The organism is Nostoc sp. (assembly GCF_036917655.1).
Classification (GTDB): domain Bacteria; phylum Cyanobacteriota; class Cyanobacteriia; order Cyanobacteriales; family Nostocaceae; genus Nostoc.
In genome coordinates, this window is record NZ_JBALCY010000018.1 from 43,066 (window position 1) to 64,706 (window position 21,641).

The window sequence follows — 21,641 nt, forward strand, 5'->3', positions numbered from 1 at the left end:
AAACTGGCAGCACCAATAGGTCTGGAGGTTTGTTATACCTTTGTTGTCCCTACAACCTTTAAAAGGTGCTACTGGTAATAAAAATCGCAAACCTGAGCTTCTAAGTTAAATAGCTATTGGCGCTCTTAAGAGCCTTTCCACGGCTGATTATTCCAGAACGGCTGCATATTAGCAATTAGAATCAACCGTCAGTGGTTGATTCATGATGCAATACTCTCAATCAAGAGAGTTCTGAGTTGAAAGTTCTCAATCCTGAGTCAGCTTTTAACTCAGGACGCTTCATTTGAGAGTAACCTACTGAAGTCGTTAAGAAAATGAAACTATTTCTATTTTCCATTCCCCGGATTTATCCTTAGGGTTATACTCAGCAACGCCAGCTGCTACCCTACCTTGAAGCCGCTCTAGCCTAAGCCAAGCCGCGCTTTGCGCGTTTGTGAACGTCTACAAGTCGGCATAACCGACGGCAGTTGCTTCAACTCTAGAAAAATAATGCACTAGCTCTTAGGCACTACTCTGGATTAGACACTCAGCAGTTGTTTAAAAAGCATGGATTTAGAGAAGCTAACCGAGCCTGCTGTTAGTTACTGATTCACAAGGTAGCTATAGAGAGAGTGTACGTTCTTTAATCTGCCTTTTGTTTATCTGGGATAAAATCTTAGAAGTTGCACTCTAATATGTATGCTTTCGCCCCCTGAATACCAGGGTAGTGAACCAGCTAATTCAATGCAGCGCCAGAAAATTTCTCTTCACCCCATTCTAACGCAACCTTGCTAAAAATCAATTTCTCCGATGTGCCATGTTAGGACAACTACTAGCAAGCTGCCCTACAGGGATTATACCCTTAAAATTAGCCGATTGCGGTGGATGTGCAGGAGTTGAAATTCTCCACTAGCCACTGCCTCTAGCATAAACAGGATTTGTTCGGGACGCAACAGCAAACCGTCCGGGCGATAGCTACCTAGATAACGGATCACAGATGATATAGATTCTGTAATGCTATTGTGGGTTTCTACTAATTCCAGTTCAAATAAGCGATCGCGCAGATTTATTAACTGGCTCTTGCCTGACTTAGTTGTGTGCTCGTACCAAAGTTCTTCTTTTGCTTTGATTGTATCAATCCAGTCTTGCCATTGTATAGGTGTTGCTTCTTCAAGTGCTGCTACAGTAATCAAATACTCTGCGGACTCTAGCAGTTGGGTAGCGGCACTAGCTTTTAAATCTATCTGCTCCACATTATATATAGGTATGTCTGTGGGCATTTCACGAGCCAACTGTTCTCGGAAAGCATCAACTGCCACTGGCACAGTTAACTCAAAATCTGCAATTTCACCACTGCTAGTAGCCCCTAAAGCCAAAGCAGTTGCTAGAGAAATTCGCGGCATTGGATGAAACCCACCAGTGAAAGCGATTGGCAAGCCAGCTCGCCGCACAACTCGGTCAAACAGACGGATTAAATCCAGATGGCTGATCAAAGCCATATTACCCTGTTTCCCAAACCAAACTCGCAGTCTTTGTGCCTTAGTTGTGTTGGGGACAAATTCGCCAGCGAATTTTGGGATAGCAGGTGATTCAATTACGACGTTATGCCCAAAGTCGGTGCCACAGACACCACAGTGAGAACAACCTTCAAAAGAGCAGTCAGGGACAATTGCGGCTTCTAGGGCGCGTTGCAAGTCTTCTTGGAGCCACTTTTTGTCAATTCCGGTATCAATGTGATCCCAAGGAAGGGGAATATCGAGGGAGTGGGGAGTGGTGAGAGACGCGATTAATCGCGTCTGAGTGGGGAGAGACGCGATTAATCGCGTCTGTACAGGAGTGAGGAGTTGGGTATTTTCCTCATCTCCCGATCTCTTGTGATCTTGTGCGTGAAACAAATTCCATTCGCCATTTTCTACTTGGCGGTATTTCCAGTCTAGATCGGCTTGGGCGATCGCAGACCCCCAAGCACTAAAAGCCTGATCTAAATTTTCATACCAGGAATCCATACCTGCACCCAATTCCCAGGCACGGCGCACTACCTTGCCCAAAGTGCGATCGCCTCTTCCCACAAAATCTTCCATTGCTGAAATGCGGACATCGGTAAAATTTACCTTCACTCCCTTTATCCGGCGGAATTCTTGCCGCAACAGGTTTTGTTTGCGCTTAAATTCAGTGGTAGAGACTGAGTGCCACTGGAATGGTGTATGCGGTTTGGGTGTAAAGTTAGAAATTGTCAGGTTAAAGTTTAGGGGTTTTCTGCCCTTGCCTCTACATTCTCGCTGTAGCCAGCTTACTGTTTCCGCAATGCCTAAAACATCAGTATCCGTCTCCCCCGGCAAGCCAATCATAAAATACAACTTTATTTTATCCCACCCTTGCTCCCATGCCGTTTTCACCCCCCGCAACAATTCTTCATTCGTCAAACCCTTATTCACGATGTCTCGCATCCGCTGAGTTCCAGCTTCTGGAGCAAAGGTCAGTCCACCTTGGCGCGTACCTCCAAGGATGTTGGCAATATTCTCATCAAATCTGTCTACCCGTTGGCTTGGTAGAGTCAGAGAAATGTTTTCATTTTTTAAGCGATTTTTGATTTCCATCCCCACTGCTGGTAGGGACAAATAATCAGAACAACTCAGAGATAGGAGGGAAAACTCATTGTAACCAGTTGCCCGCATCCCCTGTTCAATTGCTTCTACAACCTTATCGGGTTCTACATCCCGTGCTGGTCGAGTCAGCATTCCTGGTTGACAGAAGCGACAGCCACGAGTGCAACCACGCCGAATCTCAATGGTCAAGCGGTCATGCACCGTTTCTACGTAAGGAACTAACCCAATGGAATATGCTGGTATAGGAGTTGCAACCCGTCGCAGAATTCGTTTTGGCACGTCTGGGCGACAAGGATGAACTGAGCCATCCTTTGCCATGTCGTAAAACTGGGGGACATATACGCCTGGTATCTGTGCTAAATCCAGTAACAGATGTTCCCGACTCAATCCTGCTTGTTTGCCTTCTTCCAACACCAAACCAATTTCTGGCAGCAGTTCCTCTCCATCTCCAAGGGCGAAAAAGTCGAAGAAGTCGGCATAAGGCTCAGGATTCGATGTCGCTGTTTGTCCACCAGCAAAAATCAACGGAAACTGAGACTGGAGATTCGTAAATTCTCCCCCTGCTTCTCCTGCTTTTTGGCGTTCTCGCCACGTCAAGGGAATTCCAGCCAAATCCAACATTTCCAGGATATTAGTTGCACCCAGTTCGTAACTGAGGCTAAAGCCTAAAATATCGAATTCTGTCAGCGATCGCTTTGACTCTACCGCAAACAATGGCGTATTGGTTTCGCGTAGTTTGGCTGCCAGGTCTTGTCCTGGGAGGTAGGCGCGATCGCACAATTGACGCGGTTGGGCATTCAAGATGTTATAGAGGATGATGTGCCCTAAATTGGATGCACCGACTTCATATACTTCTGGGTAGGTTAACACCCAGCGTATTGCTGTCGTATCCCAAGGTTTGTGTACAGCTAAACGCTCGTTACCCAGGTAACGCGCTGGTTTTAAAATATCCGATGTTATTAATTTTTCAACTGCAACAGCCACTGTGCTATCTTCTAGCTACCTTAATTACAGCTACTCAACCCCAACATTAGCATTGAATTAGGTCTTTTAACAGAGTTTGTCGTTGCAACTTATAACTCCTTTACATAAAGTCCACTTCTTATCCGAACTTTGGGCTTTTACATCAAGTTATGTTGCAGCCAACTCAACTTCACCATCCAATATTTCAAATACCCTGTCGAGTTGCGTTAGTTCAAAAATAATTCTAATTGACGGAGCAACAGCGCAAAGTCGGAAACCCCGTCCTAAACTTACAGCCAGCTTGTGTATAGATAGCAATGCCATCAACCCCGCGCTGTCTAACGATTCTACTCCTGCTAGGTCTAGTACCAAGATGGAAATACCATTTTGTGCCAACGCTGTGGTCATATCTCGTTCAAATTCCAAGGCGTTTGCAGCATTCAAACAGCCTTGGGGGCGAATGACTGCAATCTTGGGATAGTTAAGCACTGCTTGCATAGTTACATCCTATTGAGAATTGTTGAAGCGTCAAGCTAAGGATTATTTGAACATAAACTCTATTTTGTTGCATCGACCATATGTCTTAGCTCTCTTAGCTGAATCTTTATTGCTTTCGTATCTCTGTTTAAAGATTGTTATAGTTCCAGTTTAAAATGTATTTCTGTATACTTTTTTTTTATCTCACTTCAAAAACAATCAACATAGACAGCCTAATTAGCAGACAAATCATCAGTAACTATGCTGAGAAAACTTGCTTAGTCTATAACTAAAGCTAGTTTAGCCAAGTCTTAACGGGAAGTTAAATTTCCCACTTTAGCGTTGCTGATGGCATCCGACAGAGACATAGCGAATTATCTATTTAACTAATTAAATGTGACCTATATCACTAGTAAGTTAGTATTTGGATCACTCTTTATACTTAGGGTTATCTGGGATAATTTAGTATCATATACAGTTGGAATATTACTTATGAGAACTAAGTACGCTATTCGTAAATTGGTAGAAAAAGCTCTTGACATTAAAAAACTAACTCCTGAGATAGAAAATGAAATCAACTCAGAACTGACGCAATTGGGTTATATTTCTGACGTTGACTACGAAGCTCTGGAATTATTAATGTCGGAGATGGATGCTGGTAGAATTAAGTTGGTTCCTAGCTTGGGATATTCCTAATTCCTTAAGCATAGAGGTTTCTTGCCTATATCCAGTGAATTTGATTATGACTGGAGCAATCACAATTTCAAGTAGGTAAAACAAGTTTTAGTAAAGGCAGGGAGGATACAAGGGCAATATCATTGTTTGTATTTTTCTATGAGGTTGATTATTTAAATACCTAAGGTTGCGTAAACTGTGCTAATGACCCTCTACATTGTGCATTCGTAGTAAATCGCCATGCAGTTCGCTAAACGCCTAGAAAAAATTCCTCCCTATCTGTTTGCTGAAATTGTCCACAAGCAGAATGAACTCGTTGCTAAGGGAGTTGATATCATCAATATGGCTGTTGGCGATCAAGATAAAGCGACTCCCAGTCATATCCTCCAGGTAATGCATGAGGCGATTGACGACGCTTCCACCCACAATTATCCACCTTACCAAGAGACAAAAGAATTCCGGGAGACTGCGGCTAAGTGGATGGAAAGTCGGTTTGGGGTGACGGGGTTGAACCGGAATACAGAGGTTCTTTCTTCAATTGGTTCCAAAGAAGCAATTCATAACACTTTTTTAGCGTTTGTGGAAGCAGGAGACTATACGCTAATACCAGATCCTGGTTATCCCGTTTACCGGACTTCGACAATTTTCGCAGGTGGTGAGTCTTTTCCTATGCCCCTGAAGGCAGAAAACGGTTTTTTGCCTGATTTGAGTCCGATACCTGAAGAGGATGCGGGGACGCAAAGACTAATGCCCAATCCCCAATCCCTCTTGATATGCTTGCCAAAGTTGGTGAATAAACTGATTGAGTTGCTGCTTGGCTGCTGAGTCAGGTTCAGTTTTTGGTTCTTTTGCTAAAACTTGGCTCAAGAAGGTAATTACTTCTGTGTCTAAAGCTGGCCGAAATAAATTAGCAGGCCAAAGCAAGTCAGACGCATCTCGCAAATCGGTAATTAGCGGCGATTCTTGAATAAAAGTGACCATTAATAAAGGACGCACCCAGCACAACTGGCGGGAAACCACAAATTGAATGACTTCTGCATACAGATTCCTGTCGCCATGCTCTAAAGACACAATTTGTCCTGGTTGAAGAAAATCTCGGCTAATGTCCATCATTATGCAGTTTGGGCAGGGGCAAGGATTATTTGGCAACTTCCTTAATCTTAAAAGTGAAAATGCGCTACGTTTAAGGAAAGCTTCTGTAAGATTAGGGTAGCACTCTTACGGCAGCGATGTCTTAGACATCTGCCTTACAAGTGCCTACGTAAAACTAATACGATCAATCCCTGGCAGCAAAGGGTTTTCCTAGCATAGTATCTGAGCAGAAATACTATAGAATGGGTAAACGACTGTTGAGCGATCGCAAGACAGATACTTTGTTGTAGTGAATTAACGAGAAAAGAGCAAAGAGCCGTGTCAGTTGAAACTATTGAAAAGCCTTCCACAACCCGTAAGCTCGCGCCTCGGTATCGCGTTTTGCTCCATAACGACGACTACAACTCGATGGAGCATGTTGTACAGTCATTAATAGCCACTGTACCTAGCCTTACCCAACCCCAAGCTGTGAGCATCATGATGGAAGCCCATACTAACGGGCTAGCTTTAGTCATTGCTTGCGCCCTGGAACACGCTGAGTTTTATTGCGAAACATTGCAAAGTCACGGTTTAAGTAGCACGATTGAACCTGACGAATAGTCATTAGTCATTGGTCATTGGTCATTGGTCGAAATTTAGAGTGTTGACTGGTGATTGGTGACTTATTTAGTATGAAAAAAAACTTTGTCCGTTTAGCTGAACGCCCTGCCCCTATTAGGCTGGGTGCTTTTATTTTGACTTTAGGGCTGCTATGGTTGCCATTGGCTACACCAATATACTTACTAGTGCATGATTCAAACTTAGAAAGTATATTGACATTAGTCTTGTTATATGTAGTGTTTATTTTTCTCCTGAGACTATGGGGTAAATATGTCTACCAGCAGCCCCAAATTCTGCAACATTATGGCTTAGAATTCACGCGGCAAAATGGTGTGGATTTACTGCGTGGCTTGGCTATAGGGATAATTAATATTCTGATCCTTTTTGGGGTAGAAAGTTTGTTGGGTTGGTTGGTGTGGCAGCAACCGAAAGTTTTTTTACTGAAAGTAATTTTAGAAGGTTTACTTGTTGGCTTGGGCATCGGATTTGCTGAGGAATTGTTATTCCGAGGCTGGTTGCTAGATGAGTTACAACGAGATTACAGTCCGCGTGTGGCACTGTGGACAGATGCAACTGCCTTTGCTACATTGCACTTTATTAAACCCTTGGAGGCAATTATTCATACACTGCCGCAATTTCCAGCTTTAGTGCTGCTGGGGTTAACGCAGGTATGGGGAAAGCGTTGGCGACGGGGACGCTTGGGTTTACCAATTGGTTTACATGGTGGTTTAGTAGGGGGCTACTACATTATTAATGTTGGGGAATTAGTGAAATATTCTGGTGAAGTTCCTGATTGGGTAACTGGTGTGAATAATAATCCCTTGCAAGGAGTGATGGGAGTGTTGTTAATGAGTGTACTAGCTTTGGGTATACGGGGGCGAACAGTGAAAAGTTAAAAATGGGTAATGAACTTGTAGAAAAATAAAATATCGGCTAAAAAGGAACTACATTAATATTTCATTTAGGCAAAGTGTCAGAGTGTAGCCAAAAGGTTTTTAGAGATTCAACATCAAATAAAGATTTAGGCTTATATAAATAATGGATTGTAGTCGTCTGGAATATATCAAAAATGTCAATGATGAGGAAGATTGGGCGTATGAAAGTTCTCCTATTGGATCTTACTTTCAGTTGAACTTTAAAAAGAATAATGATACAGGTGTAAATACAGGTGTAGATACTCATGTATTTAACTTACCAAAAGGATCTCTTATCATCCTTTCTCAAAAACCGCATGGGTACGACTACCGATACTTGACGCATGTAGTGGAACTGGTTAATGAGGGAAGTGAAGATAAACCTCAATGGAAAACAGGTACATGGCGTATTTTCCGATGGGTTAAGGTTCATTGGATTGCTGATTTCACCAATCCCAGCCGTATTCCTCTTGATAAGAAGGAAATGAGAGCCGAGTGGGGTTTGTTTGACACTAAAGCTAAATTGTTGTCTAGTCCAAACTTGATGTCTCAGTGGGGTAGTATCGATAAATTAAGAGCGCACTTAGGAGAAGTCTTTAATTAGTTGTTAATCATTTTCACCAAATGGTATTCACACTAGATAATTTGATTTTGCTATCTCGACTAATCACTGGTACTCCCGTGGAAAGCTAGCCCATTCTTCACTACGGGCTGCATCAATTTCCTCTGCGGAAGGTGCTTTTCCCAAATCCGCACATAGTCCCCACAATGATTTGCGGAGAACAATAGATGATTTATCTGTTAACTCGCGTTCTATATCAGGAGCAATTTGCTGGATCAAACGTACTTTGTCCACGGTTGAAAGTTGCTTTGCTAATCTGATAACTTCTTTTAGGGTCACAAATTTTCACCTGCTTCATCTGCGAAAATTTTAACAATAGCTAAGAATATTGCGAAACGGCGAAGTAGTAACCTTCGGATGAGAATAAAAACGATCGCTATGATTCACTTTGCGCGATCGCACCTACGCCACATTTTTGACTGATATAATTCCTTCACCACACCACTGGATCAGTAGCCATCTGTCAGAATCTTTATCTAGTGCTGGCTTGAGACGGAAATTAAAAACCTCTTGCCATACCTCTAATCCATACTGGGATACAAAATCTGCCTCCAGTTCTTTGAACTGTTCCCATTGCCGATTTCCAATAGCAGTCAACATGGGAATCATGGTGGTAATTGAAACTTGGGAGGCGACGGTTGTCATTCTGGGTACTCCTCAAAAATACAAATAATCGGCATAGGTAGTTTTTGGATGCAATATTTACGCCCGTGTCTCAACCACTGTACCCACCAAACACGCCTTATCCAAATTAACGCCGCTCAAATTTGCACCTTCTAACTCTGCACACAACAAATTCGCTCCCGTCAAATTCGCCCCTGCCAAATTCGCCCCCCGCAAGTCAGCTTCTTCAAGATTTGCTTCACTCAACAAAGTCCCTTGCAAATCGGCGCGACTCAAATCTGCACCTTTGAGATTTGCTCCAGTCAGGTTTGCACCCCGCAAGTCAGCACCCCGCAAGTCAACGCCTTGCAAGTTCACGTTCATTAAATTGGCACCACTCAAGAAAGCACCCACCAATGACACATCACTGAGTCTTGCTCCCATCAAGTTAGCGCCACGCAAGTTGCTACCCCGCAAGTCAGCGCCCGTTAAATCTGCTTGCATCAAGTTCGCTCCCATCAAATTCGCCCGTAAGTCAGTTTCTTGAAGGTTGGCTCCCATCAAATTCGCCCCCTCCAAATGCCCACCTTCGAGTTTAGAACCAGCGAAATTAGTACCGACAAGGGTAGCGCCAGCAAGATTAATCCGGCTTAAATCCAGTCTGGAGAGTTCCTCGTCTTCTAAATTTGCCCCTGGAAGTTGTTTGAGTTTTCCTAATTTAATGGCTTCAATATTCATGTAAAGTAACTACCAATCTCCTCACTAATCTTGCTGTGGCTATCCCATTGGGAATCAAGTATCCAGATGCCGGCGCTGAATTTGGGTGTCATCAAGGGTAAGTCGAGTCCCTGTTGTAAACCCATAACTAATAAAGTTAGGGTATCTACAAGTTTAGGGTCAAAGCGGATAGATTCTTGCTGTTTGCACTCATCTAAAGCTTGAGTAAATATCTGTTCCCGGCTTAGATTGGACGATTTTCGCTGATTGATTCGCCACTGAAAGTCTGCCAATAATGCTAAAATTCTCGACTCTAGGGGAATTTCATCTCCAGCTAAACCTGCTGGTTCCCCTGCGCCATTCCACCACTCGCTTTGATGAGTAATAATTTGGGCAACTGCTCGTAATCGTGGCATGGTTCGCAATACTTGCGCCCCTGGTATTAAAGGACAACTGGGGGCATCTTCTTTGTAACGTGTCGGTGTATTACCAGAAGTGAGAACGCTTTCGGCGTTTTGTAATGGATCTATGCGATGCAACAAACTCGCCAGCCGCAACCTTTTAATTTGCCATGCGGGAAGATCCAAAAGCTGGGCGATCGCTTCAGCAAGAACTACTACTTCCGCAGCTGCCATTGGATTGTTGACATCTGCCATATCCATCAGCTGCGCCATTCGCAAAAAGGCTTGGATTTCGTTAGAAACCAAGTTCCGATCTAGCGTTTGTTTCTGAAGCGCTGTTGGGATGGATAAATTATCTTGCCCAGTCTGGAGATAATCTACTACACGGGAGACAACTGCACCTAGATTTTGGGATCTTTCCATTGACGGTACAATTTGTTCTTTATCGGCTGTGAGTTTATTTGCCAGTTCTGGGTTGTATTTTTTGATGTGAGCGATCGCTATTTCTGCTGTCTCTTGCACTAACTCTGGCTCAAATGTCCACAAACCATAGAATTTCCGCTCTAAGTCTGATGTCGGCACTCCAGTGCTGCCATAATCAGCATCTGATAATTCTTGACAAATTACCATTGCTGTGTATTTAGGCGATAAAATAATTAAATGCCACTCTTGAGCTACAGGATCGACTGAATCTAATCCCACTAAGTCTACATTCGGTAAAAGGCTTGTGGGATGTTCAGCAAAGCCAGATTCAGAGGCAGCCATAATCACAATTTCGCTGCTGCGCTGGGCGATATCTGCATATCGTTGAGCTTCTTGTAGATACCATTTACCCCGTTGGAAGGCTGTGATAACTAGGGGTGTACCGTCGTCCGTTAAAATATGGTCTTCTAGAGCGTGGCACAGGGCAACTAAGGTATTTTTGTAGTAAACACCGAATCGAATTGGCCTGGTAGTATGGCGATGGGCTGTTTCTAGCTGTTGTAGGATTGAACCTTCTAACATGGGATTGGGTGAAAATAACCGCAGAGGGGGAGTTAAGTAGGGCAGGGGACAGGCGAGAGACAAGGAGATGAAATTTACTCTTGTCTGATTCTGAGAATTTTATCAAACAGCTGCTAACTGTTTGTCTTTCGTTTCTATTGGTGCAGAAAGTGCTGCTTCTAAGTCGGCACAACCCAGTTTTTCTTCTAAAATTTTCATAACTTCGCGTCCGAAATCGTTGGGGTTTTGTTGCCAAGCTTGCAAGCAGACTTCGCCGAAGAATGAACCAAGGGGTTCGGGATTCCAGAGGAGTTTTTTGGCTGTCCACGGCATCAAACTCATTGGATCATACCCTGGTTTGAGGATGCCTTCTTTAAAAGCGTATTCTTCTAGATGAGTATGGGGTTGTAGTCCAATAAAGAAAATGGCAGGTTCGACTTTATCAGCACCAAAAATCCGTTCTAGTTCGCGGTGGTAGGCGATGGTTTGGCGGATGGTTTCGGGACGTTCGTCAATCACATTAAAGGAGTAATTGACGGAAACTAAGTCGTTGAAACCAGCTGCTTTTAAATCGCGGCAGTTTTGCAAGACGGTTCGCAGGTTATACCCCATCCGCATTTTCCGCACGAGTTCTTGAGAACCACTGGTAATTCCAATTTCAAAGTAGTTCATCCCGGTTTTCGCCATCAAGTCGCACAACTGGGGTGTCAAATTGTCGGCTCTGATATATGCTGCCCAGTGGATATCTGTCATACCAGAATCGACGATTTTTTGCAATAGTTCTATGGCATCGTCGATAAATTTTTTCGCTGGGATAAATTGGGCATCGGTAAACCAGAAGTTGCGAATGCCGCGATCGTATAATTGGCGCATCTCAGCAACTACTTCATCTGCTGGGTTGATGCGTACTTGTTTTCCTTCCACAACAGTGTAGACGCAATAGCAACAGTTGTGAGGACAACCACGCTTAGTTTGTACACCTATATAAAAATCTTGCTCTTGCAGGTAATAGTTAAATTCTGGCCAGATGCTTTCGATATAGTCGTAGTTACAAGCTGTTTTTTCTAGTGGGGTGGGTTGTTCGTGAATTAGCCGTTTCCGTGGTTGAGTTTCTCCGACAACATAACAGCGTTCATCTCGAAAATCTCTGCCACTTAAAAGTTTTTCTAGCAGGGTTTCGCCTTCACCCACAGAAATAATTGCCCCTTGAGGTAAGCTTTTACCCAACTGTTCATAAAATACACTTACTGCACCACCACCTACAACTACACGAGCATCAGAATTATATTTTTGGGCACGCTTTAAACCGCGTTTGATTAAGCCCTGGTTTTGCCACAATTCTACATAGTAAGCGATGAAGATTCGTAAACCGCCGAATCCGCCACGTAGTTTTAATAGAGGATTCTTAGCGTAGTAAAATTCAAAGGCGTTTTGCAGTGGGTTCCCACCACGTCCACCAACTGGGGCATAAATTTGAATATCCCGCCAAGAAAATACTAGCAGTGTCGGTTTAAATTCATCGATACACCGATCCAATGCGGAAGTGTAATCTAAAGGTGGGACTGTTCCTAAATCAAAGATGCGCTGTTCGATATTAGGAAACTGCTTGTGGACATGATCGCTCAGGTAGACAACCCCAATGGGAAAGATAGGGTTACAAGGAAGGCGAACGTAAAGAATTCGATTTTCCATCATGGGTATTTTGACTTCCATCTTGCCAATCTTGGGGGAAAACGAGATAAATTCCAGTTTTAAGGGGTATTTTTGCTTTGTTTGCTCTTAATCTCTGACAATCTTGCTTGACATTGAAGCCGATTATTGATAAGCGCGAAATTTTCGTTCACAGATGTAGGTATCAATAAAATTGCTTTGCATCCCAAATGCAGGGTATCAAGAGAGGCTTTATGAAGAAATTTTTCATATAGCTTTACGATAACATTGAGTTTATTCATTAAGCGATGATCCCAGGTTTTTAATCGTGGGATAGATGAAACACAAAAATACACTCCTGAACTAGGCTCAAGCTAAGGGTATCTTCACCATACCTACTCTGTAATTATCTGCCCTCAAGAAGTTAAAGGTTTTTTGCCAGAGATTAAAAACTCAAAGATATTTACATAGTGTAAAATTTTAGAAAAATCATAAATATTTACAAAATTTTTATAACCTCCGATATATCTTTAGGTAGAAAAAATCTAGAAAGGCTTGAGTTGGTATTCGCAGTTACAACAAGTGGGGATCAGTGGGTGTTAGGCTTGGCTAGTGTAATGTAAAATTGTGGCGTAAAGCTCCTCAGCAGTTATGGCTCAAATATTAGATCCTCTACCACCTGAGCAATCGGGGAAAATTCTCTGCTGCTACATTAATGCCACGAGCAAAATACAGGTAGCTCGCATCTGCAATATTCCCAACTGGTACTTTGAAAGGGTTGTTTTTCCAGGACAACGTTTAGTCTTTGAAGCTCCGCGAAAAGGTCAAATGGAGATTCATACAGGGATGATGGCAAGTTCAATTTTATCTGATAAAATACCGTGCGATCGCCTGATGCTCAATGAACCCAGCGCTTATGAGTTTGATACCGACTCATCAGATGGAAAAGACCCTATTAATACCAAACCAATGGTGCAGCAAATTAATACAAAAATCGGAGATACTACAAAACCTTTACAAATCCTTGGTTTAGCATCGGTTGATTAAAAAAACAATTTTACTAAATTTGAGGGTTGCTAATTCAGCAGCCCTTTTTGTTTATTATTTATTATTTATTGGGCATTGGGGATTGGGCATTGGGGATTGGTTATTCTCCTCATCTCCCTCATCTCCATCTACAATCATTGTTATGAATCTGCCTTCTTTTCTTTGGTTGTGGAAAATAGCCGCCTGGTCGATGGGGTTGTCCCTGCTGGCATATCTGATGTTAGCAGTCACCGGCATTTGGATGTTTCGGGCGAGAACTTCGCAGCAATTCCCTTTTATTACGCCATTTCTGGGCGGAAATAGGGAGGTGCGATCGCTCCACTATACAATGGGCATCAGCATGGTAGGTTTAGTAGTACTATTGCTAGCAATCGGCATTGTTGGCACTTTCGGTCACTTTGGTTCTTTAGGTCACTCGTCACACCTAATCGCTGGATTGATAGTGGTAGCGTTAGTTTTACTGTCTGCTTTCAGTGCAACGCAAATTAGTGCTAGACGACCTTGGGCTAGACCTTTACACATCGGCGTAAATATTATTCTGTTTGTCGGATTTGCCTGGGTTTCCCTTACTGGTTGGATTGTAGTGCAAAAGTATTTACCTTAAAGAATTAGTAATTACGAATTACGAATTACGAATTGTTAAAGTGGCATAACTGATGTACGACAGGCGAGGTATGACATAGACCTATCCTACAATGAAGAAAAGCATTGTAATTGAGCCGTGACAGCAAACTCAGCCAATATCTCAGCTTCTGTTTTTCGTCTGTCTCCTTTGATTCGGATGACGCTGCTGAGTCTATATATAGCACTCACAGTCCCATTACCCTTCTTATCGCAGGTAACAGCTGCACCCGTACCCCCAACATTATTGTGGCTAGGGATTAGCATCGGCTTAGTTGCCTTGTATGCTGTATTGACTGAACAAGTAATGGTAGATGACGAGGGAATTCAGGTTACTTACCCCGCCTGGGTGCCTCGCTTTTTTCGTAAAGGCTGGTTTTTACCTTGGTCTGACGTCAAAGAGTTAAAACCCCGCACCACTGGTCAAGGAGGGTTAGTTTATTACTTCGTCAGCCAGGATGGGAAAGCTTATTTACTACCGATGCGTGTAGCCGGATTTGCCCGTTTCGTCCAAATTGTGCAAGCAAAGACAGGTATTGACACCACAGATGTTCGCCCTTTAGCACAACCGTGGATGTATCTGATTCTGCTGGGATTAACGCTACTGTTACTGTTGGTCGATGGCTGGGCGATCGCTACAGCCTTAAATACCACACAATTAACTTAAAATTGGGCATCAATTATTCCTCCGCCCACTCCCCACTCCCCACTCCCCACTCCCCACTCCCCTTGAATAATGCCACACTCAGGCTAGAGCAAGTTAATCTGTTTACAAGCCTGAAAACCCAACTTCCAGGCAATCAGCAGGGATACCCCATATTGCAGGATATTTCCTTAGAGGTATTTCAGGGCGATGGCTCCGCCAACGCCTGCGGCGAACGCATTGCAATTATGGGGTCAGTAGGCGCTGGAAAAACTTCGTTATTATACCTCCTCAACCGCCTAATTGAACCCACTAGTGGCAAAATCTATCTAGAAAATCAAGAATATCGCCAAATTCCTGTTATCCAGCTACGCCAGATGGTGACACTTGTATTGCAAGAATCAAAACTGTTGGGGATGACAGTTCAGCAAGCCTTGGCTTATCCTTTAGTTTTGCGTGGTTTGTCCAAACCGATAATTCAGCAACGAGTCAGTCACTGGATAGAACAACTGCACATTCCGAGTGAATGGTTAGGGCGAACAGAGGTGCAACTATCTGCCGGACAACGACAATTAGTAGCGATCGCTCGTGCCCTAATCATCCAGCCTAAAATATTATTATTAGACGAGCCAACCTCTGCTCTTGATGCTGGTACTGCTTCTAATCTGATACAAGTCTTAATCCAGTTAAGTCAAACTCATCAAACCACGATTCTGATGGTAAATCACCAACTGGAACTAGCCCAGATGTTTTGCACTCGGTTGTTACATCTACAACAAGGTCATTTATTGGCAAACCAAAGAGCCTCAGAGATAGACTGGGTTCAATTACGAGAAAGCTTGATTAAAGCAGAAGCTCAAGACGATTTTGGATTTTAGATTTGGATTGGTCAGAAGACAGGAGTGTTATCTTAATATCATGTCCGGGTAATTAGTTATGATTCCCACAGTCATTGCACCCCTCCTCGCTTGCGGGGAACTCGGGGCCCCCTCTGGGGATTAGGGGCAGGGAGACAAAGCGTAGCTTTGGCAGGGTGGGGTTCTTGAAGTTTAATAAGTAATCAAGCGGACATGATATTACTTCCCCAATGCCCAATGCCCAATGCCCAATGCCCAATGCCCAATGCCCCATCAAACTTGACTACTACTAAGTGTTGAACGTTGATTACTAAATCTCTCTCTAGCTAACTTTGTTGTTTGTGACTGTGAAATATTGGTATTCAAAATTTCCATGTTAAAACGGTATCCGACATTGCGGATAGTTTGAATCAAGTTAGGTTGGCGGGGATCAAGTTCAACCTTTTTCCGCAGCGACAAAACGTGAGTATCAATGGTACGAGGGTTATCGATAGCGTCAGGCCAAGCACGACGCAACAATTCCGACCTACTCAGAGGCACTCCTCCAGCTTGTGCCAAAACATACAGCAAACTGAATTCTTGGGGCGTTAAGTCGATGAACTCCCCTTGGAAACGAACACGCCGTTGAACTAAATCGATTTGCAAAGTTCCATAATCCAAATAAGCTGGTGCAGTAGGTGTGCGCTTCCGGCGAATCAGTGCCTCTACCCGTGCCAAAAACTCTTGCATCCCAAAAGGTTTGCTCAGATAATCATCTGCACCCGCCTTTAAACCTGCGACGATATCACCTTCACTATTACGGGCAGATAGCATTAAGATTAGAGGCTGCTGCTGACGATGCAACCAACGACAAAACTCAATGCCATCACCATCAGGCAGGTCTGCATCCAAGACTACTAGTGTTGGTTGATGGCTTAAAAATACTTCCCTAGCTTGATAAATGCTGGCAGCTTGATGCACACGGTATTCTAGTTGTTGCAAGTGCCAACCCAGCAACGACCTCAGATGGGGATTCCCCTCAATGATTTCTATACAAACCGAACCCACGGTGGCAAGATCCCTTAGCGTCGATGCCTTTCAAAGTAACAAGCCCATCTCTAAGGTTTTGTAGCCTTTGTTACTTCAATTGCGATTAGCTTTACATTTCCTCATAAAAAGCGTGGCAATATCTTTAATTTATGCCTTGCCTAAAGGCGATTAGAAATATTATTAAATTTTTATTAAGTTTATCAAAAGTGTTGTTAGACTTATCAAAAGTTCTTTTAGCTTAACATTCTGCTTTTGGGTGGGTGTAATGTGGCAAATATCTATAACCCAACCAGCTAACCGTTACTACAACAGCTTTTCAACTTGATGGTGAAAGTGGATTTATTTCGCAAAAATTAGTGTCCACATCCACGAATATAACACCAATACAATTGGGCTGTTGACTGTGAAAATCAGAAAAATAACTTAGCAAATAACTAGAATCGATGTTTTTTGGAATAGGATTAAAATATCTTGTAGCTGCTAGGAGGGTACTACCCAAAGTAGATGTGTTGACTTTGAGTTGATGCCAAAGTGAAATTACACTTCACATTTGAGCGTGAATCATTTACAATTCTCATTCCAAAGAGATTAATACAGCAGTTATGCTCCAAGACACACAAACCATCCGCTATTACCAAAGACTAACCGACGCCTTCGTCGAGTTATGGAATCGCGGTTATCGCACTGATGATATGCGGATGTATTTGGATGGATATCTAGCCGCACTGCGACATGGCAACATCATTGAACCTTTTCTGATTCATCGCTTAGAAGAGGAAGCCAGCCGCTACTTGTACGATGGATCAAACTTTGCAGTGCCGCAACCACAGCCACAACCCGATTACTACTAAGTACCATTTACCTGGTCATTGATTGTAACCGTTAATTACCGCAGATTATTATAGCATATTATCTGTATTGGTCAACGGGTTGCCGTGGTGTGAGATTTTGGAGATATTGTATTGATAAAACGCATCCCCTCAGCCCTAAACTTGGTCTTGCCAATGCGACTGAGGGGATTTTTGGCTAGCCTTGGAATCAATTCCCAGACAGGTCAAATATTTTTGTCAGAAACCCATTAAAAAAAGCCTTGAAAGCGGAGATAAATAGTATTTCCCCTTTCAAGGACATTAAAAACGGCACATTGCCTTGATTGCGAAGCGCAAATCCGGCAGCATACCCTCTCGTTTGCGTAAAGAGATATTACGAGGCTAGTGCTACTTCTACCTTTTCCTGCAATTCACCTTTTTGGTACAGTTCAATCAAGATGTCAGAACCGCCAAGGAATTCACCATTGATATACACTTGGGGAATTGTCGGCCAGTTAGAGTATTCTTTAATTCCTTGACGGATTTCAGAGTCTGATAGAACATCAACTGTCTCGAAGGGAACTCCCAAGGTATTGAGAATCTGCACAACGTTGTTTGAGAAACCACATTGGGGCATTAACTTGTTTCCCTTCATGAAAACTAAAATCTTGTTCTGTTGTAGCAAGTTCTCAATTTTCTCTTTAAGTTCTGGCGTCATGGTATTTGTGTTTCCTATGTTGCATTCAACGATGACGAGTGAGAAGTTAAAAATTCATAACTCCTAACTCCTAATTCCTAACTCTATGTTTACGAAGCGGGTGTTGCTTGCCAAGCTTCGGGAGTGTATGTTTTTACCGCCAAGGCATGAATCGCTTCAGTTGACATAGCTTGACCCAACGCACCATAAACTAACTGGTGCTGTTGCACTAGTCCTTTACCTGCAAAGTGCGATGAAACTACTGTCACCTGATAGTGGTCACCGCCACCAGTCAAGTCTTGCACCTGAACCTGGGCGTCTGGCAGTTCCGCCTTGATCATTGCCTCAACCTGCTGCGGACTAATCATCGCTATTCCTGAAACAACTTACTTTTCTATTATTAACAGATATAGACCAAATGCCTGTGCCAACTTCAGGTGTTTGGCAAGGCTGTAGATAAACGCGCCTCTGAGGTGTATTTTTGAGAACGCTCAGGTTTTGGCTACGGCGGATAGCTCTATCCTAGCACTGGGGCGTTCCCAAGCGACTGGTTAGGGAGATGGGGGAGATGGGGGAGATAGTGAAAAAGAGGTAACAAAAATTTAATTTATTTTTTTTGGGATGAGGAAGATGAACTACCACCTTCTCTAGGATAGGGAGAATCAACAAAACCTAACTCAAACAACTGTTTATAGGCTTTCTTACCTAAGTCCCGCGTCGGGTTTTGACTCTTAATTATTTGAACCAACAACGGCACAGCTAATTCTGGCTGATTTTGTGCCCGATGTACCAATGCTAGCTGAAAGGTGGCTTCATCACGCTTTTGGGCTGTTAATAAAGCTTTTTGACGCTGAGAATCAGAAACTCTATTGTCAATTCCCGAAAAGCTAGCGTTTAACTCTTGATAAAAATTAGATAGCTGATTATAAACCTGACGTGCTTCTTGCAGTTTCTTAGCAGCTAAGGGGTAGTTTTGAGCAGAAACGGCTTGTTCTGCATCTTTCACGAGGCGATCGCCCCCTGCAATGCTCAAAAGGCTGTTACTTTCGGTTATGGGGCGGAGGTTATTGGGATCGTTGGGGTCAATCGGTTGTGGTTGGCTGGTAGTGCCTGGTGACTGTGATACCTGAGCATTCACAGGTGATAGCAGGCTGAGGACTGCTATAACTGATAAAACAGTACGGTGCATCAAGGTAACAGCGGCAGCAGTGTTCATGGGATCAATTAGTGCGACAACTATATAAAAAAGTTATGGAAACTTCGGGTATCTTAACTCTGTTTTGGTCTTGGACAAAGCAAAGCTACATCCTAAGTATCTCTGATTTAGACTAAAAATCGGTTTAATAGAGTTCCCATTACCCTTGTATAGTAGCTAACTTAAATCGTTGTGATGAGCGATACCTACGGTAGACTGCCTCAATGCATTAATTCCTCTGATGTTTTCAATCACCGGTTTACTAGCAAGCAGCTTGGGAGTAGTTTGACAAGGCGGTGGCGAAGAGTTGATTTGAGAAAAGAATTTAGAATGCTTCACCATCTGTCTGACTACCAACTTTTCTCCCCAATAATTATAGGACTTACGCAGAAGAGATCCCCCAACCCCCTTAAAAAGGGGACTTTTCAGATCCCCCTCTTTTTAAGGGGGGTTAGGGGGGATCGAGGTTTAAGGTTTTCAGTGCGTAAGTCCTAAATTATCTCAGGTTAACTGGAATATTTAGCAGGAGAATCTTTCCAAAGCACTGCTTGAACTATTCGCGATTGCACCAAACAAGTTAAAGATGGCGATGTCCCCAGTCCGCGCTTCCCAAAATTTTGTTTTTACCAGTCATGTTTACGGAGAATCCAAAGACTTTCATTTAACTCTCTAAGCAAATAGTGAGAATATTTATCATCAAGCAATTCAGTATGCAGACAATTAGGAGCTATTTGCTCAAAAAAATGCCAATTTGGCTGAATATCCCATCAATACAGGGTAATCTATATATGTATACATCCTCAAAGGTTGCAAAATATCACTAATTTTTTGTGGCTTATTCAGGATGGATATAGCAGTTAGCAATTAGTGTCAAACCTTCAAAACGTGCAGTTTCTTAATCATCCACGGTTAATGGTCAATACTTAAGAGCCAGTCTTGGGACTTTTGACTTTGACGAGATCAAGAATTAGTAATTTCTGCAAATGCGTGATTAGTAATTTTTGTTTCTTGATGGCTTAATTGTTGCAGTGCCTTTGCTAAATCAGTTGTCATGCTTTTGGCATCTTGTTTTATACAGCCATTCATGTAATCCGCTACTCTGATTGGGGAGCCAATGTGAATACTTACATCCGTACCCCAATTTGGATAAGGTTGGCTGTAATTAATGCCTATGGGTATGATTTTCACTCCCAGCCCAGAATGACTAGATTCAGCACTCAAAGCAAGACGAGCAATTCCCGGCTTCAACGGGTGAACTTGGCCATCACGAAAAATGTCACCTTCTGGAAAGATTACCAGAGTTTTTTTCTGCTGAAGTAGCTCAACTCCATGTCGCAGCGTGCGGATTGACGGATGCTTAGAATTTACAGGAAACCCCCCCAAACGTCGGACAAACCAGCCTTGCAAACCTTGGCATTCGTCAATAGTTACCATAAACCGCAGGTCTTGTTCTCTCCGACAATCAGCCGTAGCGTAGGGTACAAGTAATGCATCCCAACGCGCCCGATGGGTAGGCGCAAGGATCACAGGCCCAGTTTTAGGGATATTTTTTTGTCCGGTTATTCTAATTTGCCCAAAGAATAATGGTAATAGGCAGTGACGCCCTAATAAATATGCCAGAGGACTTAACCAAGGAGAAACCCTTGAGGTAGTACTATCTACCTGAAGATTTGCTGGTGTGCGCTGGCAGGTATCGGATGAAGAGGAAAATTCCATCATGACGGATGCAGCTGATTGACGGGTAAAAATTTAACGAAAAGCCTGATTAGTTACACCGTAGATTCTCTTGCGTGACTTGTGTCGTACTAGATGGACAGTTTTACCTCTGTCCGTTAGTTTACCCTACGCCGCCTAGTAGCAAACCAAGCCTGTAACTGTTGACGACAAGCTGACTCTAGAATGCCTCCGATTACCTGGAGACGGTGATTAGAAGCAGCGCTGTCGGGTATGTTAATAACTGTACGAATTGCGCCAGTTTTTGTATCGTCTACTCCATATATGAGTTGTCCTATACGCGCTTGCAAAATAGCACCTGCACACATCGGGCAAGGTTCGAGAGTTACGTAGAGGGTGCATTCATTAAGATGCCAATTTTGTAAAGTTGTTGCAGCTATCTTGAGAGCGAGAATTTCCGCATGAGCGGTAGGGTCTTTGTCGCGCTCTTTTCTATTTTCTCCTTGTGCCAGCAGTTTGCCAGTTGAGTCAATGATAACAGCACCTACAGGGACTTCACCTGCATCACCTGCTATTTGTGCTAATTTTAGGGCATAACTCATCCATTGTTGATGTATAAGATATTCCGTGTATTTAGTTAGCATATTCTTATCAATATAAAAATTTAAAAAGTCTGCTCGCCTTTGTCCGGGGGGTGCGATTCGTTCACTCGAAATGAGTAGAAATATTCAGGGATGAGTGACATTTGAGAGATAACCCTAATGGGTTGAGTTCGCACTTTAATCT

At 43.1% G+C, this 21,641-nt stretch carries 24 protein-coding genes and 1 pseudogene; 10 read left to right on the top strand and 15 right to left on the bottom strand.

Annotation, left to right across the window (positions count from 1 at the left end; all coding sequences use genetic code 11):
- Positions 1–833: 833 nt before the first annotated feature.
- Both V7K30_RS10125 and V7K30_RS10130 read right to left on the bottom strand, forming a co-directional pair.
- Entirely contained in the window at positions 834–3,569 is a 2,736-nt protein-coding gene (locus V7K30_RS10125; protein WP_334998916.1) for a TIGR03960 family B12-binding radical SAM protein, read from the bottom strand.
- A 147-nt stretch (positions 3,570–3,716) separates the two neighbouring features.
- A complete protein-coding gene (locus V7K30_RS10130; protein WP_334998917.1) occupies positions 3,717–4,046 on the bottom strand; it encodes an STAS domain-containing protein in 330 nt (109 codons plus the stop codon).
- A gap of 471 nt (positions 4,047–4,517) precedes the next feature.
- On the opposite strand from V7K30_RS10130, the gene V7K30_RS10135 reads away from it, so the two are divergent.
- Entirely contained in the window at positions 4,518–4,721 is a 204-nt protein-coding gene (locus V7K30_RS10135) for a hypothetical protein (RefSeq protein WP_334998918.1), read from the top strand.
- 219 nt (positions 4,722–4,940) lie between these two features.
- Positions 4,941–5,450: pseudogene (locus tag V7K30_RS10140) on the top strand (aminotransferase class I/II-fold pyridoxal phosphate-dependent enzyme); the annotation flags it as partial.
- Here V7K30_RS10140 and V7K30_RS10145 read toward each other — a convergent pair.
- Positions 5,445–5,810: a hypothetical protein gene (locus V7K30_RS10145; RefSeq protein WP_334998936.1), complete on the bottom strand. Its 366-nt coding sequence runs from the start codon at positions 5,808–5,810 to the stop codon at positions 5,445–5,447. The pseudogene V7K30_RS10140 and the gene V7K30_RS10145 sit on opposite strands and share 6 nt — an antisense overlap.
- A gap of 300 nt (positions 5,811–6,110) precedes the next feature.
- On the opposite strand from V7K30_RS10145, the gene clpS reads away from it, so the two are divergent.
- From clpS to V7K30_RS10160, 3 genes are all read left to right on the top strand, one after another.
- The gene (clpS, locus tag V7K30_RS10150) at positions 6,111–6,392 is read left to right on the top strand and encodes an ATP-dependent Clp protease adapter ClpS (protein ID WP_334860704.1); all 282 of its coding nucleotides are present in this window, start codon (positions 6,111–6,113) and stop codon (positions 6,390–6,392) included.
- A 71-nt stretch (positions 6,393–6,463) separates the two neighbouring features.
- Positions 6,464–7,288, top strand: a complete 825-nt coding sequence (locus tag V7K30_RS10155) for a CPBP family intramembrane glutamic endopeptidase (RefSeq protein ID WP_334998919.1) — start codon at positions 6,464–6,466, stop codon at positions 7,286–7,288.
- Positions 7,289–7,430: 142 nt separating this feature from the next.
- The gene (locus tag V7K30_RS10160) at positions 7,431–7,910 is read left to right on the top strand and encodes a hypothetical protein (protein WP_334998920.1); all 480 of its coding nucleotides are present in this window, start codon (positions 7,431–7,433) and stop codon (positions 7,908–7,910) included.
- 63 nt (positions 7,911–7,973) lie between these two features.
- Here the strand turns inward: V7K30_RS10160 and V7K30_RS10165 are convergent, their stop codons facing one another.
- The 5 genes from V7K30_RS10165 to V7K30_RS10185 all read right to left on the bottom strand — a co-directional run bounded on the left by V7K30_RS10165 (position 7,974) and on the right by V7K30_RS10185 (position 12,346).
- Positions 7,974–8,207 carry a hypothetical protein gene (locus tag V7K30_RS10165; RefSeq protein ID WP_334998921.1) on the bottom strand — a complete coding sequence of 78 codons (234 nt, stop codon included), beginning with the start codon at positions 8,205–8,207 and terminating at the stop codon, positions 7,974–7,976.
- A 123-nt stretch (positions 8,208–8,330) separates the two neighbouring features.
- Complete coding sequence (locus tag V7K30_RS10170) at positions 8,331–8,573, bottom strand: hypothetical protein (RefSeq protein ID WP_334998922.1); 243 nt, start codon at positions 8,571–8,573, stop codon at positions 8,331–8,333.
- Between the two features lie 57 nt (positions 8,574–8,630).
- On the bottom strand, positions 8,631–9,269 hold the full coding sequence (locus V7K30_RS10175) for a pentapeptide repeat-containing protein (protein WP_334998923.1): 639 nt from the start codon (positions 9,267–9,269) through the stop codon (positions 8,631–8,633).
- A complete protein-coding gene (locus V7K30_RS10180; RefSeq protein WP_334998924.1) occupies positions 9,266–10,654 on the bottom strand; it encodes a DICT sensory domain-containing protein in 1,389 nt (462 codons plus the stop codon). Before V7K30_RS10180 ends, V7K30_RS10175 begins: the two co-directional genes overlap by 4 nt.
- A 102-nt stretch (positions 10,655–10,756) precedes the next feature.
- Positions 10,757–12,346 (bottom strand): photosystem II high light acclimation radical SAM protein, encoded by a 1,590-nt coding sequence (locus tag V7K30_RS10185; protein ID WP_334998925.1) that lies wholly within the window; start codon positions 12,344–12,346, stop codon positions 10,757–10,759.
- Positions 12,347–12,934: 588 nt separating this feature from the next.
- Between V7K30_RS10185 and V7K30_RS10190 the strand changes: the two genes are divergently transcribed.
- From V7K30_RS10190 to V7K30_RS10205, 4 genes are all read left to right on the top strand, one after another.
- The gene (locus tag V7K30_RS10190) at positions 12,935–13,330 is read left to right on the top strand and encodes a DUF1830 domain-containing protein (RefSeq protein WP_334998926.1); all 396 of its coding nucleotides are present in this window, start codon (positions 12,935–12,937) and stop codon (positions 13,328–13,330) included.
- A 142-nt stretch (positions 13,331–13,472) separates the two neighbouring features.
- A complete protein-coding gene (locus tag V7K30_RS10195; protein ID WP_334998927.1) occupies positions 13,473–13,934 on the top strand; it encodes a DUF4079 domain-containing protein in 462 nt (153 codons plus the stop codon).
- 117 nt (positions 13,935–14,051) lie between these two features.
- The gene (locus V7K30_RS10200; RefSeq protein WP_334998928.1) at positions 14,052–14,618 is read left to right on the top strand and encodes a hypothetical protein; all 567 of its coding nucleotides are present in this window, start codon (positions 14,052–14,054) and stop codon (positions 14,616–14,618) included.
- 62 nt (positions 14,619–14,680) lie between these two features.
- The gene (locus V7K30_RS10205) at positions 14,681–15,472 is read left to right on the top strand and encodes an ABC transporter ATP-binding protein (protein ID WP_334998937.1); all 792 of its coding nucleotides are present in this window, start codon (positions 14,681–14,683) and stop codon (positions 15,470–15,472) included.
- Between the two features lie 252 nt (positions 15,473–15,724).
- Here the strand turns inward: V7K30_RS10205 and V7K30_RS10210 are convergent, their stop codons facing one another.
- Positions 15,725–16,498, bottom strand: a complete 774-nt coding sequence (locus V7K30_RS10210; protein WP_334691956.1) for a response regulator transcription factor — start codon at positions 16,496–16,498, stop codon at positions 15,725–15,727.
- A 584-nt stretch (positions 16,499–17,082) separates the two neighbouring features.
- Here V7K30_RS10210 and V7K30_RS10215 point away from each other — a divergent pair.
- The gene (locus V7K30_RS10215; RefSeq protein ID WP_334824605.1) at positions 17,083–17,331 is read left to right on the top strand and encodes a DUF6761 family protein; all 249 of its coding nucleotides are present in this window, start codon (positions 17,083–17,085) and stop codon (positions 17,329–17,331) included.
- Positions 17,332–17,683: 352 nt separating this feature from the next.
- On the opposite strand, the gene grxD is transcribed toward V7K30_RS10215, so the two are convergent.
- The 6 genes from grxD to tadA all read right to left on the bottom strand — a co-directional run bounded on the left by grxD (position 17,684) and on the right by tadA (position 21,499).
- Complete coding sequence (gene grxD / locus V7K30_RS10220; protein ID WP_334998929.1) at positions 17,684–18,007, bottom strand: Grx4 family monothiol glutaredoxin; 324 nt, start codon at positions 18,005–18,007, stop codon at positions 17,684–17,686.
- A gap of 89 nt (positions 18,008–18,096) precedes the next feature.
- Positions 18,097–18,354 (bottom strand): BolA family protein, encoded by a 258-nt coding sequence (locus V7K30_RS10225; protein WP_094332828.1) that lies wholly within the window; start codon positions 18,352–18,354, stop codon positions 18,097–18,099.
- A gap of 239 nt (positions 18,355–18,593) precedes the next feature.
- Positions 18,594–19,202, bottom strand: a complete 609-nt coding sequence (locus V7K30_RS10230; protein WP_334998930.1) for a hypothetical protein — start codon at positions 19,200–19,202, stop codon at positions 18,594–18,596.
- 156 nt (positions 19,203–19,358) lie between these two features.
- Positions 19,359–19,523: a hypothetical protein gene (locus tag V7K30_RS10235; protein ID WP_334998931.1), complete on the bottom strand. Its 165-nt coding sequence runs from the start codon at positions 19,521–19,523 to the stop codon at positions 19,359–19,361.
- Between the two features lie 618 nt (positions 19,524–20,141).
- Complete coding sequence (locus tag V7K30_RS10240; RefSeq protein WP_334998932.1) at positions 20,142–20,900, bottom strand: lysophospholipid acyltransferase family protein; 759 nt, start codon at positions 20,898–20,900, stop codon at positions 20,142–20,144.
- 113 nt (positions 20,901–21,013) lie between these two features.
- Positions 21,014–21,499, bottom strand: coding sequence for a tRNA adenosine(34) deaminase TadA (gene tadA, locus V7K30_RS10245; protein ID WP_334998933.1), 486 nt, complete (start codon positions 21,497–21,499; stop codon positions 21,014–21,016).
- Positions 21,500–21,641: the final 142 nt, after the last annotated feature.

Bases quoted from the DNA above. Each gene is read 5' to 3' on its own strand.
- V7K30_RS10130 (WP_334998917.1), bottom strand. From the start codon at position 4,046: ATGCAAGCAGTGCTTAACTATCCCAAGATTGCAGTCATTCGCCCCCAA.
- V7K30_RS10135 (WP_334998918.1), top strand. From the start codon at position 4,518: ATGAGAACTAAGTACGCTATTCGTAAATTGGTAGAAAAAGCTCTTGAC.
- V7K30_RS10145 (WP_334998936.1), bottom strand. From the start codon at position 5,810: ATGGACATTAGCCGAGATTTTCTTCAACCAGGACAAATTGTGTCTTTA.
- V7K30_RS10155 (WP_334998919.1), top strand. From the start codon at position 6,464: ATGAAAAAAAACTTTGTCCGTTTAGCTGAACGCCCTGCCCCTATTAGG.
- V7K30_RS10160 (WP_334998920.1), top strand. From the start codon at position 7,431: ATGGATTGTAGTCGTCTGGAATATATCAAAAATGTCAATGATGAGGAA.
- V7K30_RS10170 (WP_334998922.1), bottom strand. From the start codon at position 8,573: ATGACAACCGTCGCCTCCCAAGTTTCAATTACCACCATGATTCCCATG.
- V7K30_RS10175 (WP_334998923.1), bottom strand. From the start codon at position 9,269: ATGAATATTGAAGCCATTAAATTAGGAAAACTCAAACAACTTCCAGGG.
- V7K30_RS10180 (WP_334998924.1), bottom strand. From the start codon at position 10,654: ATGTTAGAAGGTTCAATCCTACAACAGCTAGAAACAGCCCATCGCCAT.
- V7K30_RS10185 (WP_334998925.1), bottom strand. From the start codon at position 12,346: ATGGAAGTCAAAATACCCATGATGGAAAATCGAATTCTTTACGTTCGC.
- V7K30_RS10190 (WP_334998926.1), top strand. From the start codon at position 12,935: ATGGCTCAAATATTAGATCCTCTACCACCTGAGCAATCGGGGAAAATT.
- V7K30_RS10195 (WP_334998927.1), top strand. From the start codon at position 13,473: ATGAATCTGCCTTCTTTTCTTTGGTTGTGGAAAATAGCCGCCTGGTCG.
- V7K30_RS10215 (WP_334824605.1), top strand. From the start codon at position 17,083: ATGCTCCAAGACACACAAACCATCCGCTATTACCAAAGACTAACCGAC.
- grxD (WP_334998929.1), bottom strand. From the start codon at position 18,007: ATGACGCCAGAACTTAAAGAGAAAATTGAGAACTTGCTACAACAGAAC.
- V7K30_RS10225 (WP_094332828.1), bottom strand. From the start codon at position 18,354: ATGATTAGTCCGCAGCAGGTTGAGGCAATGATCAAGGCGGAACTGCCA.
- V7K30_RS10230 (WP_334998930.1), bottom strand. From the start codon at position 19,202: ATGAACACTGCTGCCGCTGTTACCTTGATGCACCGTACTGTTTTATCA.
- V7K30_RS10235 (WP_334998931.1), bottom strand. From the start codon at position 19,523: ATGGTGAAGCATTCTAAATTCTTTTCTCAAATCAACTCTTCGCCACCG.
- V7K30_RS10240 (WP_334998932.1), bottom strand. From the start codon at position 20,900: ATGATGGAATTTTCCTCTTCATCCGATACCTGCCAGCGCACACCAGCA.
- tadA (WP_334998933.1), bottom strand. From the start codon at position 21,499: ATGCTAACTAAATACACGGAATATCTTATACATCAACAATGGATGAGT.